Raw genomic sequence first — 16,401 nt, forward strand, 5'->3', positions numbered from 1 at the left:
TTAATGGATATCCGTGTTGTTATCCGTCAAAGCACAGTTATTGTTTCTACATTGTTATCTATTCTTATAATGTTTTTGGCAGTTATGTGGCTATGCGATTATTTAGTTGATCTTAATATAAATTACGCCTTGTTGACAATTATTACTTTAATTTTTATTATCACTGTTTCTTTTTTTATCCCAATAAAAAAATTTTTTGAAAGGATTTCCAATAAATATTTTTTCGCATCGCTTTATAATCAAGAACAGATTTTGCAAAATTTAATTAAAGAAATCCCCGGAGTTTTAGATATTAAACATTTAATTAATTTGATTGTTGACGAAACTAAAAACGCTTTGCAAATAGAAAGAATGGGGCTTTTGTCAACTAATTTAAAAAATAAAAAATTTGTTTCTCTAAAATTGATTAATTACAAAAAATATGAAATATTTAATTTGGCAAAAAACAAAATTTTAATTTATTATTTTGTTAATAATAATATTCCCGTTACATTGCAAAAAATTAAAGAAGCTATAGATAAAGAGAAAAATATAAAATATAAAAATAAATTTTTAAATATAATAAAAGAAATGGAGGAAAATAAAATAGAAATTATTTTACCTCTTATATCTAAAAAGAAATTAATTGGTTTGTTGTTTTTAGGAAATAAGATAGATAACGCGTTTTATAGTATTCAGGACATTAATATATTAAAAATAATCGCTAATCAATCAGCGGCAGCTTTAGAAAATGCTTTACTTTATGAAGAAACGCAAAGTTTTAACATAAAAATGAGAGCTGAAATAAAAAGAGCAACAACAGGGTTGCGTCAAGCTAATAAAGAACTCAAGAAACTTGATAAAGTCAAATCAGAATTTATTTCAATCGCTTCCCATCAATTGCGCACTCCAATTACAATTATTAAAGGATATATTTCTATGCTTTTGGAGGGCGATTATGGAAAAATAAATGAAAAAGCAAATAGCACTTTAAAACAGACATACAAGAGCACTGAGCATATGGCAAAATTAGTTGAGGATTTTTTGAACATTTCAAGAATAGAAAGCGGAAAAATTGTTTTTGATTTTAAAAAGGAAAAATTTGATATTATAGTGAACGAAACAGCAGATAGCTTTAAAGAGATTGCTAAAACAAAAAATTTAAAAATAAATACAAATATTCAAAAAAATTTACCAGCCATTTTAGTTGATAAAGTAAAAATAAAAGAGGTTGTTTCAAATTTGATTGATAACGCGATTAAATATACAAAACAAGGAAATATTATTGTTGATTTAAAATTGGTTAAAAATGAAGACAAAAAATTTTTACTTTTGTCAATCACTGACAATGGGATGGGGATTGCCGAAGAAGATATTTCTAATATTTTTAAAAAATTTATTCGCGGGAAAAAGGTTTCTTTGGTGCATACTGAAGGGTTAGGATTAGGGCTTTATTTTTCCAAAAAAGTTATTGAAGCGCATCATGGCAAAATTTGGGTTGAAAGCAGTGGCGTTGAAAAAGGAAGCGTTTTTTATGTAAAATTGCTGGCAAAAAAATAAACAAAATTTTTTAAAAAATAAGAAATTAGAGTATATAGGATAGTTTATTGGATTGTTATAAAATAAGCGCGACCACACATTTTTTACAACAATTGAAAATGTTAAAAATAATGTTTCAAAATTTTATTTTAATATTTCATTCAAAATAATATTTGCAATTTTTGACACGTTTTTGTTTTTATGGTAAATCAAAATCATTAAAAAGATAAAAATTTGTGAAAAGTTATGTTGAATAAAAAAGACAATTTAATTATTTTTGTTTTGTGCCTAATCGTAGTCAGTTTAGGCGTTTTGGTTGTGGTTGGAAAGCCTTTTGATATTAAAGTTAATAAAAATATAAATAATAATATAAATATCAATAAAATCGTTAATCAGAATACAAATCAAATAGTTAATAATAATAACGATAAAAATCAAACACCTGAAAATTTTGTAAAAAAATTTTATGATTATTATTTAGATCCGCATTATTCTGCTGGAATTAGTGGTTTTGATTTTGTCAAAAATAGTAATTATTTATCAGATTCTTTTTTAAAAAGAATAGAAGGCGACAAATTCAGACCATATTTATCTGCAATCTAACGGTCAACTTTGGCCGATTTCAAGCGAGCAAGTCTATGCTTATCTTGGCTTTAGTCATGACGACTGCAATTTTTTAGCGAATTGGGATTATCTGACCGAACTTGACGCATCCCAACGAGGCAATTATATAATCCGATCAGAAGTGATCGTGTCGCTTAGTAACCCGTCCGCAGGCAAGAATATTGCCTACAAAGTCGTTGAAAAGGTTGGACTGTATGTCTGTTCGTCAATGTATGTTGACCCAATAAAAATATATTTGTTCGGCGACGACAATAAATTTCACCATGTCGCCAGCGAACAAATATATTATAGACTAGGATACGCTGACGACTGGAGCGATGTCGTGGAAATTTCGCCAGACTTGTTTATGCTTTATGGCGAAGGATATGACATCAATAGCGTTGATGACGCCCTGTGGATAAGTTTGTCCTACGCGTCAATAGTCCCATTATCCTCAGGAGACTGGACTTATAGAGTTGGTCACGCATTTACTGACTCAATATATGGCAACGGCAATGACGCCACAATTACTTATCAAGGCCAGGAAGAGCCAACATCTCAAGCGATAAGCAATGGTTGGATTTATTATATCGCCTATTGCTATGACGGCTCGTGGTCTGATTTTGATATCAGATACTGGCAATTCAAACCGAGAATACAATATTTTATATATTCCTTTGTTTCTGGAGCTGAGTTCACACTCTATGGATCGCTTAAACCTGGCGACAGCCAAGCTGTTAAAGATATGGATAGTGTCGCAGCCAATGACAGCAGGTTTAAGTTTAAGGAATTATACAGTTTGGAAATTATCCAAGACTGGGGCCAGTACTGGACATTAAGAGCAATAGCTTATCAAATATCGTCTTCTTCTTATGCGTAGTTTAATCACGCAACCAGTGTATCTGATTTGTCTGTTCGTTATGTGTCATATAAAGATCCAGGCACTGGGCAATGGACAAATTGGCAAAGAGTTTATTAAAGAAGGAGGAAAAAATAATATAAAACAACCAAAACCGATGGCTGAAATAATAACCATCGGTCTTTTTTTAAAATTAAGAAGATTAATTTGAAATCAAATCCATCCTTTTCTTTTAAAACATCCAAACATTCCTAATATTCCAATAGTCATTATAACCATAATTATCCAAAATCCGCCTTCTGTTTCCACAAAAGGCATCCCTTTAATCGTGTTCATTCCAAATATAGCGGCAAGAAGCGTTAAAGGGAACATGATCACGGAAAAGATCGTTAAGGTTTTCATTATATCTCCCATTCTGTAGGAAAGCATTGAGTCATTTGTGTATTCTAAAGCTTCGACCATTTCTTTTTGATTTTCAATAGTATTCCAGATATCCACAGTGGATTGGATAAGATTACAGTAATCAGCAGTATGCTCTTTTTTAACATATTTATTATGGTTATTGCTTAATTTTTTTAAAAGATTTCTATGCGATTGCATTGTTCTTCTAAAATTAACAATATTATGTTTAATTATTAAAATATCATCAATGCTTTCTCGCTGGTTTCCTGAAAAGATTTTTTCTTCTACTTTTGAAATTTCTATATTTAGATAATCTAAAGTCGCAAAGCATTGATTAAGGGAGCGATCTAATATTTTATGGAGCAGAAAAATTGGATCCTTTCCTAAATAAAATTTTAAGCTAGCTTTGTCTTTCTTGCATAATTTAAAAAGCGAAACAAGCTCTTTTAAATTAGAATCATGAATAGTTATCAAATAATTTTTGCTAACAAAACAATCTATTTCTGAAACTATAATTTCTTGTTTTTCTTTGTCTAAAACAGGAAAACGTAGAATTATAAAAAGATATTTTGGATATTTTTCAATTTGCGTTCTTTGAGAATAAGTGTGCGCAAAAGAAGCGCTTAAATTTTTTAGATTAAAGTTAAAATTTTTTTTCAAATATTCTATTTCTTTCTTTTTGGCATTAGAAACATTTATCCAGCGCTGATTTTTTTTATCCTGAGTTTTATTTGTTAAAATTTCTATTGGCATATTTTTAAATTTAGTTATTAAGATGCGTGATTTTTATTATAAACATTTTATTATCAGCTAAAGCGTAGATCTTCTTTTCTTTTTCATCAATAATAAAATCATTTAGGTTATTAAATTTGTCAGAATAATATTGGATAATTAATTTTCCGTCTTTATCTATCACAGTAATTTTTTTGCCTCCAGCATCTAAAATATAAAGATATAAAGAGCTTGAATCAGTCCAGATTTTTTTAGGATCAGTTAATATTTTGTTAGCATTGCTAAAAGCAAAATTTTGTTTCTCTCCTTTAAATAGTTTAAAAATATCGCCGTCAGAATTTAACACAAAAATTGATCCGTCAATAGCCATACTGACGGCATTGTTCAGATCAATGCTTCCTTTCAGCCATTCTTTTCCAGTTGAAAAATTATCGCCAACAGGCGTGTGTTTTTGAATTTGATTATTTAAAATGTCCAAAGTATATAATTTATTGTTGTATGCTTCTACAGATGATATATCAACAGCGCTTTGCAAAAATTTAACATCTATTGGATGAAATTTATTATCCCTTTTTTGCAATTTTGAAAAACTGTTTTTTTGATGAAGAATAATAAAATTTTCATCAGTTTTTATAATTGATTTCGCGATTGGCAATGATAATTGCTGGCAGTCAATTTTTTCAACTGATTTATTTTGCAAATTAAGCTGGAAAATATCATTATCTTCTGTAATGGAATAAATTATATTGCCTTCTTTAATAATTTTTGTTGTTAATTTTTTGTTTAATTTTGAATAATCAGCTATTTTTTCTGGATCAGTTATTTCAAAGATTAATTTAGCTTCAAATTCCATTTTTTTTATTTCTTGTTCAATCTTTGATAATTTTTCTTTTTCTTTTTCTGATTCTTGAGGCAATTGTTTTATCAGATTTTCTAATGTTAATAAAATAGCTGTTGACTTGCTTTGGCTGTTGAACATTAAACTTGCTTCAAGATCATTTTTTTTGCTTTCAATTTGCGATAATAATTCCTGATACTCTTGTTCTTTCTCCTTTGTCACATTTTTTTGTTTTATATTGATTGTATTTTGCGCAAAAAGAACTGCAAAAATTATGGCTGCAATTAGCAATAATTTTCTAAAAGTTGACAATGATTTTAAATATTTTGGAAGCTTGAAAAGTTTTATAAAAATTTTTCCTGTTGCGACAAATTTTATCACAGAAAATAATTTTACAATCGGTAATGTTATTATACTGAATATTTTAGAAAAAGTTTGTTTTTTGTTAATAATTTCTTCTTTTTTAGCTTCAGACAAAACAGTAAAATCGTTTTTTGCTTCTCTTACTTCATATTTTTCTTCTCTAGGAGTTTCTTTACTTGCTGTTTCTTCTTTAATTATTTTCGGCGATTCTTCTTCTTTTTCTTCTTTTTCTTCTGAGATTTTTTCTTCAATCCTGTTTGTTTCTGGGATTATTGAAAAAGTTTCGTTGTTTTTTTCAGTTTTGATTGCTATTCCGCAGAAAATTTCTTTTTCATCAATTTCCATGAGAAGATTTTTGATTTCTAGCGCAATATTATTTGCATTGCTATTTTTAGCAATATTCATTATTTTATCAAGAGAAATATAGTCTAAAGTGTTTTCAGCGCAAAATATTATTGAATTATTTTCCTTTGTTTGACCGCTTATCATATTTGAAAATATTTTTGCTGAATCTGAATTTTCATCAACTGCTTCTTGTATCCGAGCTATATTGTATTCGTTATCTTTTGTTTTATAAATTAAAAGCGGGGCAATATTTCCAATTTGCGCGAAGTATAAGTTGTATTTTTCGTTTATTTTGTCAAAATATATAATTCCGATTAAAAAATTTGTTTTTTTTGTATTTAATAACAATCTGTTTTTTCTTAAAAATTGCTGTAATTCAATGTTGAAATTATATAAAAAATTTTCAAAAATGTTTTCTTCTTTTAATCTAGTTGTCCGTTCTTTTCTGTAATCATAATATTTTTTTATTTCTTGAGTTAGGAAATCTAAAGTTTCTCTGTTTTTTTGCGTTTTTTCGCATTTTAAGACGGCAAAAATTTTTATTTTTGGGTCAGGATCAATAATTATATCTTTTGGGATAATAACATCGCAAATATCTTTTGCGTCTGGATGGGCTATTAAAAATTTTTCTATTTTCAACATAAATTTATTTTCAGCAGATTTATTTGTTATTATTATACTATATTTGGATTAGATAGTAAATTCTTTTTTGTTGTGGATAAATAAGGGTTGACGGTAAAATAGGGGTGGAGTATAATAGTAATCAAATGGAGAAAAGTGGGGATAAGTGGGGATAAATTAGAAAAATTGTGGATAACTTTTGAACATTAAAAATTCAATTAAACTTACTGCATAATAATTTTTAAAAAATAAATAAGATTATTAAGCAGTGGGTTAAAATTCTTTTCAAAAAAAAGGAGATTATCATGAAAAAAATGAGAAGGATCTGGGCAAGTATTATTCTCGTAAAATGGTGTATGAATTGTAATAGATTATACGGTTTCAAGATTTGGAAAATTGTTGAAATCGTATGTCAAAGTGATAATCCGATGTGTCGATTTTTTATTTTAATTGGCGTGGTAAAAAGTGGAGGCTTTTGCCCTCATTGCATGGAGCAAAGAAGGCAAGAAAAGAAAAAAAAGGAGGCGCTAAAATGCGTTTTCTAAATAAAACCCACTTGGGAGCGAGTAAAAAAATACTTTCTCCCTCCCTCACAGGAGAGGTCTTAAGGCCGATTTGATAAGTTAATTAGGTAATTTGTTTAAAGTTTGATGTAATAGTTTAAAACAAAAAGCAAAGTTTATTTTATAACATTAATTTTTAATTTTTTACTTTTAGTTTAACTGGTAGAGGTATGTTTATTGGAGAATATAAGCACAATATTGATGATAAAGCTAGGTTGGCAATACCAACTAAATTTCGCGCTGAATTGAAAAATGGCGCTGTTGTAACGCGCGGATTGGATAATTGCTTATTTTTATACACAAAAGAAGAATGGAAAAAATTAGCTGATAAATTATCAGCTTTGCCTTTTTCACAAGCTAATAGCCGAGCTTTTGCCCGTTTAATGCTGGCTGGAGCTATGGATGTTAAAATTGACAAACAAGGAAGAATAATTTTGCCAGATTACTTGCGCGTGTTTTCTAAAATTAAAAAGAAAGTCGTAATTGCTGGACTTTACAGCCGTTTGGAAATTTGGGATGAAGAGCTTTGGGAAAGTTATAAAAATAAGACTGAAAAAGACAGCTCTAAAATCGCGGAAGAGTTAGGAGAATTAGGAGTTTAGATTTTTAAAAACTAAAATTAGATGAAGACTTTACATAAACCAGTTTTGTTAAAAGAAGTAGTAGAATATCTGAATCCGCAAGCAGGGCAGAATTTTATAGATTGCACTTTAGGCGGAGCAGGACATGCTCAAGCTATTTTAGAAAAAATTTTGCCAGAAGGAAAATTGTTAGCTGTTGATTTAGATGAAAAAGCAATTAAGAATTATGAATCAAGAATTAAGAATTATGAATTTAGAAAAAATTTAATTTTAGTTAATGATAATTTTGTAAATTTAAAAAAGATTGTTGAAAAATATAAATTTAATCAGGTAAACGGAATAATAGCAGACTTTGGTTTCTCGTCTGACCAGATAAAAGATGAAGCACGCGGGTTTAGTTTTTTAAAGGATAGCAGGTTAGATATGCGATATGATATTCAACAGGAATTAACTGCTGAAAAAATTGTTAATAATTATAGCAGAGAAGAGTTAGGAAGTATTTTTAAAGAATATGGAGAAGAGCCGTTATCTGAGAAAATCGCTGATATTATAGTAAAAGAAAGAAAAAATAAAAAAATCAAAACAACAGCGCAATTAGCTGATATTGTTCAAAAAGTTAAAAAAAGACGCGGAAAGATTCATCCCGCAACGCAGGTTTTTCAAGCTTTAAGAATTGAAATAAATAATGAATTGCAAAATATTGAAGAATTTTTACCTCAAGCCGTTAAAGCGCTTGTGAAAGGCGGAAGATTGGCTGTAATTACTTTTCATTCTTTAGAAGATAAAATAGTTAAAAAATTTTTTAGAAAAAATGCTGTAAATATCCATGCTTGTCGTGATCAGAAGGGAGCGGAAGCAGAAAAATCTGCTTTCGCTCTCAAGGAGGGTTTAGAGATTAAAATAATTAATAAAAGAGTAATTAAGCCAAAATGGGACGAGATTAAGAAAAACAGAAAAGCCCGCAGCGCTAAATTACGAGTAATTGAAAAAGTTTAAATATGCCTAAGGTTTTGAGAACAAGAAAAGTAAAAATAGCAAAATTAAGAAAAAGACGCAAAAAAAACAAAAGTTTTTTGTTTCTAAGAGTAGTTATTGTTTTGATGTTTTTAGGGGTTGGGGTTTTTAATTTATTGCAAATAAATTATAAATTAATTTCTGCTTATGAGGCTGACGATTTAAAAAATAGAATAGAAAAATTAGAAAATGAAAAAGAAGTAATGGAGCTAAAAGCTTCAAAATTGCAGTCTTTGGCAAGTATTTATGAACGATTAGACAGCGCTAAAATGGAAGCAATTGAAAAAATAGAATATTTAAAGCAAAAAGAAGAAATGGCAATGGCAAGATAAACAAGATAAATATGTTTAGATTTAGCGCAGTAAACGCGAAAACAGAAAAGAATAATCGTGTCAATTTTATTTTAACGATTATTTTTTTGTTTAATTTTCTTATTGTTTTGAAATTGTTTAATTTGCAGATTATAAACGGAAAATTTTTTGTTGAAGCTTCAAGCAATCAGCATAGCATTTACCAAAAAATAACGCCGAAAAGAGGAAAGATTTTTTTAAGAAATACTAATAATGAGCTATATCCTGTTGCTATGAATTATGAATTAGCTTTAATATATTCAAATTCAAAAATAATAATTGACGCAGAAAAAACAGCTGAAAATTTGACAAAAATATTAAAGCCATTATGGTTAAAAGAATTTGAAGAAAACATAAATAAAGAAGAAAATAATGAAGAAAATCCGCCAGTAGGCGAAGATGAAGAAATTATTAAAGAAATAAAAGATGAATTTGTTCAGAAAAAATACGATGGATTAAAGAAAAAGCTAGAAAATAAAAATGATCCTTATGAAATTTTAGCTAAAAAAGTTCCAGATAAGGAATTAAATGAAATTCTTGATTTGAAAGAACAAGGCATAGGTTATGTTAAAGAAAATTATCGTTATTATCCCGAAGCAGAAATATTGGGGCATATTACAGGATTTGTTGGGTATGAGGAAAGTGAACAAAAAGGACAATACGGTGTTGAAGGATATTTTGATGATTTACTTCGCGGAAATCAAGGGTCAGTGTTTTCAAAAAAAGACGCTTTTGGATATTTAATTTCAACTAGAGAATCAAAAATTATTCCAGCGCAAGACGGTTCAGACATAGTTTTAACAATTGATATGGCAATTCAGTTCAAGGTTTGCGATGAGCTGAAAAAAGCTGTTGAAAAACATTCAGCTGATAAAGCAATGGCGATTGTTATAAATCCGCATACAGGCGCTATAATCGCTATGTGCGGAGTTCCTGGCTACGATCCAAACTTTTATTATAAAGAAAAAGATTTAAGTGTTTTTAATAATCCTATTATATTTGATCAATATGAGCCAGGATCTATTTTTAAAGCAATGACAATGTCAGCAGGATTAGATAGTGGAAAGGTTTCGCCAAATACTGTTTATAATGATACAGGATGCGTAAAAATTGGTGTTGAAAAAATTTGCAATTCTGATTTAAAAGCTTATCAGAATCAGACAATGACAAATGTTTTAGAAAAATCGCTAAACACGGGAGTAATTTTTGTATTAAATCAGGTAGGTAATGAAATGTTAAAAGAATATGTTGAGAATTTTGGGTTTGGAAAGCCAACGGGAATAGAATTAAAGCCAGAGTCAATCGGGAATATAAAATCTTTAAACAAGAAAAAAGAAATTTATTGGGCAACAGCTTCTTTTGGGCAAGGAATTTCCGTAACGCCGTTACAAATGGTAAATGCTTTTTCTGTTATCGCTAACAACGGAAAATTAATGAAGCCGTATATAGTTGAAAAGATAATAGACAGTAACGGCATTGAGCAGAAAACAATGCCTGAAGAAATTAGAAAAGTGGTTTCCAGCAGAACAGCTGTGTTGCTTTCAGGAATGTTGGCTTCAACAGTTAAAAAAGGGCATGGGAAAAGCGCTGGCGTTGATGGATATTATGTTGCTGGAAAAACAGGAACAGCCCAGGTGCCAAAAGAAGAAGGGGGAGGGTATGAAGAAGACAAAACAATTGGGTCGTTTGTTGGGTTCGCGCCCGCTGATAATCCTTGTTTCACAATGTTAGTCAGAGTTGATAATCCAAAAGATGTTATTTGGGCTGAAAGTTCAGCGGCTCCGTTGTTTGGAAAAATAGCCAAATTTATTTTAAATTATTATCAAATAGAACCGGAGTACTAAAACAATTTTCAATTATCAATTTTCAATTTTTAATCAATTTTCAATGATCAATTTTTAAATAATAAATAAAAAATAATAATTTAAAAATCCTCCATCCTCCTTTACTAAAGGAGGATTAATAAAAGAGATTAAATATGATTTCCAAATCAAATTTATGAAAAAAATAATACAATATATTTTAAAAATTTTATCAAAAAAGATACTTGATAAATATAAACCAGAGATTATTGGAATTACAGGAAGCGTTGGAAAAACTTCAACAAAAGACGCTGTTAAAAGAATTTTAGAAAAAGATTATAAAGTAAGGGCTAATATTAAAAATTATAATAATGAGATTGGCGTTCCCCTCACAATTATTGGCGAAAAAAGCCCGTCAAAATCAATATTTGGCTGGTTGAATATTATAAGCAAGGGGATAAAATTGATTTTAACAACAGACAAAAATTATCCTAAAATTTTGATTTTAGAAATGGGAGCTGATAAAATAGGCGACATAGAATATTTAGTTAGTTTTGTTCGTTGTAATATTGCAATAGTAACTAATATTTCAGAATCGCATTTAGAATTTTTTCATACTGTGCAAAAAATAGAAAAAGAAAAGCGTAAAATTGTTGAAAATTTAAAGCATGAAAATTTCGCGATTCTTAATATGGATTTAGATTTAACGCGAAATATGAAAAATAAAACAAAAGCAAAAGTTATAACTTTTGGCTTTGGAAAAGGCGCTGATGTGCGCGCTACTGATGCTGTTATTAGTTATTATAATAAAAAACCAAATGGAGTATCTTTTAAGCTTATATGCAACGGAAATGTTGTTCCAATTTTTATGCCAAAAATTTTGGGATTTTCGCAGATTTACAGCGCTTTAGCGGCTGTCGCTGTTGGAACTATTTATAAAATAAATTTATTAGGCATTGCTAAAAGTTTGGAAAAGTTCGCTCCTCCAAAAGGAAGAATGAGCTTAATTAAAGGCGTTAAGCAGACATCAATAATAGATGATACTTATAATTCATCGCCTTTAGCCGTTAAATCAGCTTTAGAAATAATGCAAGAAATAAAATTGCCAGATGGCGCGAAAAAGATAGCTGTTTTAGGTGATATGTTGGAATTAGGCAACCGCTCTCAGGATTACCACAAAAAAACAGGAGAAAAAGTTGTTAAAAATGGGATTGATATTCTTATTACTAAGGGCGAGGCAGCGCGAAATATCGCGAAAGGCGCTATCGCGTCTGGAATGGACAAGAACAGAGTTTTTTCTTTTTCGCGGAACAGAGAAGCAGGGAGATTTTTGCAAGATAAAATTTCTAAAAATGATTTGATTTTGCTTAAGGGGTCTCAAGGAATGAGAATGGAAAAGATTGTTAAAGAAATTATGGCTTATCCTTTAAAAGCGAATGAGTTGCTGGCAAGGCAAGGAAAGGAGTGGCTATGATTTCTATTATTATTCCAGTTTATAATCACGCGAAAGAATTGGGACTTTGCTTGGATTCTGTTTTACGCCAAGATTTTATTGATTTAGAGGTTATTATTGTTGACGATGGATCGCAGGACAGTTTGCAAAAAGTTTTAGAAGAACAAAAGGAAAAATTTAATAAACGAGATTTAAGGCTAAAAATTATTCATCAGGATAATAAAGGGGCCAATTCCGCGCGCAATCGCGGTTTTTTAGAATCATCAGGCAATTATATTATTTTTTTTGACGCTGATATTGTGATGAAGCCGATTATGCTTAAAAAAATGAGAAACGCACTAAAAGTTAATTCCGAAGCTTCATATGCTTATTCTTCTTTTAAATTCGGCTTTAAAATTTTTAAGCTTTGGGAATTTGATTCAAAAAAATTACAGCAGATGCCATATATTCACACATCATCTTTAATCAGGCGTTCTGATTTTTCAAATTTTGACGAAAGTATTAAAAAATTGCAGGATTGGGATCTTTGGCTTACAATGTTGGAAAATGGGCACAAAGGAGTTTGGATTCCGGAAATTTTATTTAAAGTTAAGCCACGCAAAATAGGAATGTCTTTTTGGCTACCAAGTTTTTTTTATAAGATTCCTTGGCAAAAATTTGGGATTAGTTTTAATAAAGTCAGACAATACGAAAACGCGGTTAAGATAATTAAAGAAAAACATAAGATTTTGTGATTTTATTGACAGTAGCATAGGAAGTGCTATACTTTAAATTATAAAAATGCTTTTAGTATTTTTGTTTTTTTGTATTTAATTTAATAAATTTAATAAAATTAAAAATATGGAAAATATTAGAAAATTAAGAGAAATTACAGGCGCTGGAATTGTTGATTGCAAGAAAGCCTTAGATGAAGCAAATGGAGATATTAATAAAGCAGTGGAAATTATGAGAAAAAAAGGCGGAGCAAAAGCAGCAAAAAAAGCTGGAAGAGAAACAAACGAAGGATTGATTGATATTGTTGTTTCTAATGATAATAAAAAATGTTCAATTGTTAAAGTTTTATGCGAAACAGATTTTGTGGCGCGAAATCAGGATTTTAAAAATTTTGTAAAAGATACGGTAAGCGCTGGATTAGAAAATTCATCAGAAGAATATTTTAACAGCAAAAAAGAAGCAATGGTTTTGAAAATTGGCGAGAATTTGACTTTTGGAAAAGGCGAGCAACTAACAGGCGAATATATTGTTTTTTATGTTCATTCTAATAATAAAGCCGGGAGCGCTGTTGTTTTTAACAAAAAAGCAGATGAAACTTTGGCAGCAAACATTGCCATGCAGGTTGTGGCAATGTCGCCTAATTATGTAGCGCCTGAGGATGTTCCAATAGAAGAGCAAGAAAAAGAAAAAGAAATTTATCGCGAACAGCTTAAAAAAGAAGGCAAGCCAGAGCAGATAATTGATAAAATTTTAATAGGAAAAATAAATAAATATTTTGCGGAAGTTTGTCTTTTAAGGCAGATTTTTATTAAAGACGATAAAAAAAGCATTGAGCAGATTATGAAAGAAACTGATCCTGAATTAAAAATAATAAAATTTATAAAATATTCACTTTAGACAAAAAAAGGGGGAATAGTGGCTCATTTCAATTTGTGTTATGAAATTATTTGTTGTTGTTGCGGAAGTAAAAAATTAACAGAAATTAGAAAGGAAAGACGTTGCGCCAGCGGAGCTATCAGTAGAAATTTTAGGTGCAAAGAATGTGGAAGAACAATAAACACGTATTTGCAAGTATGTGAGTTAATGATAACAGATTTTCTAGAAAAAAATAAAAAAGGAGAAGAGTAATGACAAAGTTTAGTTTTAATTTTGAAATTGTTTGCAATGATTGCGTTGATAGCGAGCTTAAAGAGATAGAAAATTTTTATGAAATAGAGAATCCCTATATGATATGCCATAAGATTGTAAAAAAATTTAGATGTGAAAACTGCATGAATATTTTTTATGTTTTTATTGATACAATTTCTACGCGTTTTTCACTAAAGCCAGTAAAACAAAAGTAAAAAATGTAGGCTGGAAATGGGGGAATAAAAAATTCCCCTAATTAAAAAATTATTAAATAATATATTTTCGGATTAGTGTTATATTTTTATATGAAAACTAAATACAAACGAGTTTTAATAAAAATTTCAGGAGAAATGTTCGCCAGTAAAAAAGGTTTTGGAATTGATTTTCAAAAAGTAAAAGAAATAGCCAAAGAGATTAAAAAAGTTTATGATGAAAATATCCAGATTGCCATTGTTGTCGGCGGGGGAAATATTTTTAGAGGGCGTTTTGTAAGAGATAAGGAAATAGAAAAAGCAACAGCAGATTATATGGGGATGATTTCCACAATGCTTAATTCATTGGCATTGCAAAGCATTTTAGAACAGGAAGAGAAAATTAGCACAAGAGTTTTGTCAGCTATCAGCATGACGCAGGTGGCTGAGCCGTATATTCGCAGGCGCGGAATAAGGCATTTGGAAAGAAATAGAATAGTGATTTTAGCTTGCGGATCTGGAAATCCATATTTTACGACTGATACCGCGGCTGTGTTAAGAGCTTTAGAACTTGATTGCGAAATAATTTTGAAAACAACAAAAGTTGACGGAGTTTATTCTTCTGATCCAATAAAAAACAAAAAAGCTAAAAAATATGATGAATTAAGATTTAGGCAGGCGCTTATTGAAAATATTGAAGTGATGGATTCTACGGCGTTCGCGCTTTGTATGAATAACAACCTTCCTATTAAAATTTTTAAATTTAGCAAAGGAAGCTTAAAAAAATCGATAAGCAATGAAAAAATAGGTACACTTGTTTATTAATCTGTATTATGCAAATAATTAAACTGCAATTTTACCCTTGGGATAATCAATTATGCGAATTTAACTCTGGCAGTTACGATGTTAAGGTTGGAGATAAAATAATAGCAAAATCAGATTTAGGAATGGAAATTGGAATAGTTAAAAGCGTTAAAGAAGCAGATATTGATATTGAAAAATTAGACAAAATGAAAGTTATTTCCAGAATAGCTTCTGTCGCTGATTTGAAAAAGGCAAATGAAAAAGAAAGAAACAAAAAAGAAGCGAAAAAATATTGCAAGGAAAAAATCAAGGAAAACAATTTGCAAATGAAAGTAATTGACGCGCATTTTGCTTTTGATAGAAGTTGCATTATTTTTGTTTTTATTGCCGCTGGAAGGGTTGATTTTCGCGAATTAGTAAAGCAATTAACAAGGCATTTTCAAAAATCAGTCAGAATGCAACAGATAGGAATCAGAGATGAAGCAAAAATAATGGGAGATTTGGGAGTTTGCGGAAAAGAATTATGTTGCAGAAAAATTATTAAAAATTTTGTTAATGTTCGTTCGGATTTGGTAAAATTGCAGCAATTAGAAAATAAATCATCTGATAGATTGTCAGGAATATGCGGACGTTTGATGTGTTGTTTAACTTATGAAAAAGAAGCCTACCAAGAACTTTCAAGAGGTTTGCCTGAGATAGGAGCGACAGTAAAATATAAAAACAAAAAAGTTCAAGTTGTAGCTAGGCAAATTTTAAAAAGAACAATATCAATTAAAGAAAAGGACGGAGTTATTACTAAAGTTGAAGTTGATAAAATAAAAAAATAATTAAACATTAAAAATTATCAATTACGAATTACGAATCAAGTATTGAAAAATTAAATTAAATTAAAAATTGATTCAAAATTTAAAATTTTATATATATTCCCGGGTAGCGCAGCGGTAGCGCAGTTGGCTGTTAACCAATTGGTCGTCGGTTCGAATCCGACCCCGGGAGCAGATAATCTCGGTGAGACTGACCAAATAGCATCCTGCGGACAAATATACGTTTTGGCTAGTAAAAATCGCCTTTTTTGGGCGATTTTTGTTTTTGATTAATTTTTTTTGCTTGCTTAATTTTATTCGGACGGAGGTCGGGCACAGAACCGCAAAAAGCTAAAAATACGATTTGATTTTTTGTTATAATAAAAGTATACTTAATTCAAGGGTTAAATTAAATTTATTTTAATTTTTTTATATGGTAAAAAACGAAAAAAATGTAAATACAGCAAAAGAACAAGAACGCGCTGAATTGCATCGCGCTATTTGGCAGATTGCCAATGATTTGTGAGGCAGTGTTGATTGTTGGGATTTCAAGCATTATGTCCTCGGAATACTGTTTTATCGTTTTATTAGTGAAAATCTTACAAATTATATTAATGATGATGAACGACGAATTTCCGGAAAGGAACAATTTGATTACGCAAAGATGAACGATAAAGAAGCGGAATTTGGTAGAAAAGAAACTATTATAAATAAAGG

Annotated in this window: 16 protein-coding genes, 1 tRNA gene and 1 pseudogene; 16 read left to right on the forward strand and 2 right to left on the reverse strand. The window is 29.8% G+C overall.

The annotated features are described in order from the left end of the window. The 3 genes from U9O55_01775 to U9O55_01785 all read left to right on the forward strand — a co-directional run. Positions 1-1,539 (forward strand): GAF domain-containing sensor histidine kinase (locus tag U9O55_01775; protein ID MEA2088551.1); only part of this gene is annotated, 1,539 nt, incomplete at its 5' end. Between the two features lie 225 nt (positions 1,540-1,764). Then, entirely contained in the window at positions 1,765-2,121 is a 357-nt protein-coding gene (locus U9O55_01780) for a hypothetical protein (GenBank protein MEA2088552.1), read from the forward strand. Between the two features lie 148 nt (positions 2,122-2,269). Then, a complete protein-coding gene (locus tag U9O55_01785; GenBank protein MEA2088553.1) occupies positions 2,270-3,001 on the forward strand; it encodes a hypothetical protein in 732 nt (243 codons plus the stop codon). Positions 3,002-3,193: 192 nt separating this feature from the next. On the opposite strand, the gene U9O55_01790 is transcribed toward U9O55_01785, so the two are convergent. Both U9O55_01790 and U9O55_01795 read right to left on the reverse strand, forming a co-directional pair. After that, positions 3,194-4,135 (reverse strand): magnesium transporter CorA family protein, encoded by a 942-nt coding sequence (locus U9O55_01790; protein ID MEA2088554.1) that lies wholly within the window; start codon positions 4,133-4,135, stop codon positions 3,194-3,196. Positions 4,136-4,145: 10 nt separating this feature from the next. Next, complete coding sequence (locus U9O55_01795; GenBank protein ID MEA2088555.1) at positions 4,146-6,302, reverse strand: hypothetical protein; 2,157 nt, start codon at positions 6,300-6,302, stop codon at positions 4,146-4,148. Positions 6,303-7,014: 712 nt separating this feature from the next. Here U9O55_01795 and mraZ point away from each other — a divergent pair. The 13 genes and pseudogenes from mraZ (at position 7,015) to U9O55_01860 (ending at position 16,401) form a co-directional block, all read left to right on the forward strand. Then, complete coding sequence (gene mraZ / locus U9O55_01800; protein MEA2088556.1) at positions 7,015-7,446, forward strand: division/cell wall cluster transcriptional repressor MraZ; 432 nt, start codon at positions 7,015-7,017, stop codon at positions 7,444-7,446. A gap of 21 nt (positions 7,447-7,467) precedes the next feature. After that, entirely contained in the window at positions 7,468-8,421 is a 954-nt protein-coding gene (rsmH, locus tag U9O55_01805) for a 16S rRNA (cytosine(1402)-N(4))-methyltransferase RsmH (GenBank protein ID MEA2088557.1), read from the forward strand. Between the two features lie 2 nt (positions 8,422-8,423). Continuing rightward, the gene (locus U9O55_01810; GenBank protein MEA2088558.1) at positions 8,424-8,771 is read left to right on the forward strand and encodes a hypothetical protein; all 348 of its coding nucleotides are present in this window, start codon (positions 8,424-8,426) and stop codon (positions 8,769-8,771) included. A gap of 11 nt (positions 8,772-8,782) precedes the next feature. Beyond that, positions 8,783-10,633, forward strand: a complete 1,851-nt coding sequence (locus U9O55_01815; GenBank protein ID MEA2088559.1) for a penicillin-binding protein 2 — start codon at positions 8,783-8,785, stop codon at positions 10,631-10,633. A 154-nt stretch (positions 10,634-10,787) separates the two neighbouring features. Then, positions 10,788-12,065 carry a UDP-N-acetylmuramoyl-tripeptide--D-alanyl-D-alanine ligase gene (murF, locus tag U9O55_01820; protein MEA2088560.1) on the forward strand — a complete coding sequence of 426 codons (1,278 nt, stop codon included), beginning with the start codon at positions 10,788-10,790 and terminating at the stop codon, positions 12,063-12,065. After that, positions 12,062-12,778, forward strand: coding sequence for a glycosyltransferase family A protein (locus tag U9O55_01825; protein ID MEA2088561.1), 717 nt, complete (start codon positions 12,062-12,064; stop codon positions 12,776-12,778). Before murF ends, U9O55_01825 begins: the two co-directional genes overlap by 4 nt. Positions 12,779-12,884: 106 nt before the next feature. Further along, a complete protein-coding gene (gene tsf, locus U9O55_01830; protein ID MEA2088562.1) occupies positions 12,885-13,655 on the forward strand; it encodes a translation elongation factor Ts in 771 nt (256 codons plus the stop codon). Positions 13,656-13,673: 18 nt separating this feature from the next. Then, positions 13,674-13,886 carry a hypothetical protein gene (locus U9O55_01835; GenBank protein MEA2088563.1) on the forward strand — a complete coding sequence of 71 codons (213 nt, stop codon included), beginning with the start codon at positions 13,674-13,676 and terminating at the stop codon, positions 13,884-13,886. After that, entirely contained in the window at positions 13,886-14,101 is a 216-nt protein-coding gene (locus tag U9O55_01840) for a hypothetical protein (GenBank protein ID MEA2088564.1), read from the forward strand. The genes U9O55_01835 and U9O55_01840 overlap by 1 nt, the downstream gene beginning before the upstream one ends. Before the next feature lie 90 nt (positions 14,102-14,191). Further along, a complete protein-coding gene (gene pyrH / locus U9O55_01845) occupies positions 14,192-14,902 on the forward strand; it encodes a UMP kinase (protein MEA2088565.1) in 711 nt (236 codons plus the stop codon). An 8-nt stretch (positions 14,903-14,910) separates the two neighbouring features. Further along, positions 14,911-15,708, forward strand: a complete 798-nt coding sequence (gene ricT / locus U9O55_01850) for a regulatory iron-sulfur-containing complex subunit RicT (GenBank protein ID MEA2088566.1) — start codon at positions 14,911-14,913, stop codon at positions 15,706-15,708. A 97-nt stretch (positions 15,709-15,805) separates the two neighbouring features. Continuing rightward, positions 15,806-15,877: transfer RNA gene (locus U9O55_01855), tRNA-Asn, on the forward strand. Positions 15,878-16,117: 240 nt separating this feature from the next. After that, positions 16,118-16,401, forward strand: a pseudogene (locus U9O55_01860) (type I restriction-modification system subunit M N-terminal domain-containing protein).

The sequence above is a fragment of the Patescibacteria group bacterium genome (genome assembly GCA_034660655.1).
Taxonomy (GTDB): Bacteria; Patescibacteriota; Patescibacteriia; order JAACEG01; family JAACEG01; genus JAACEG01.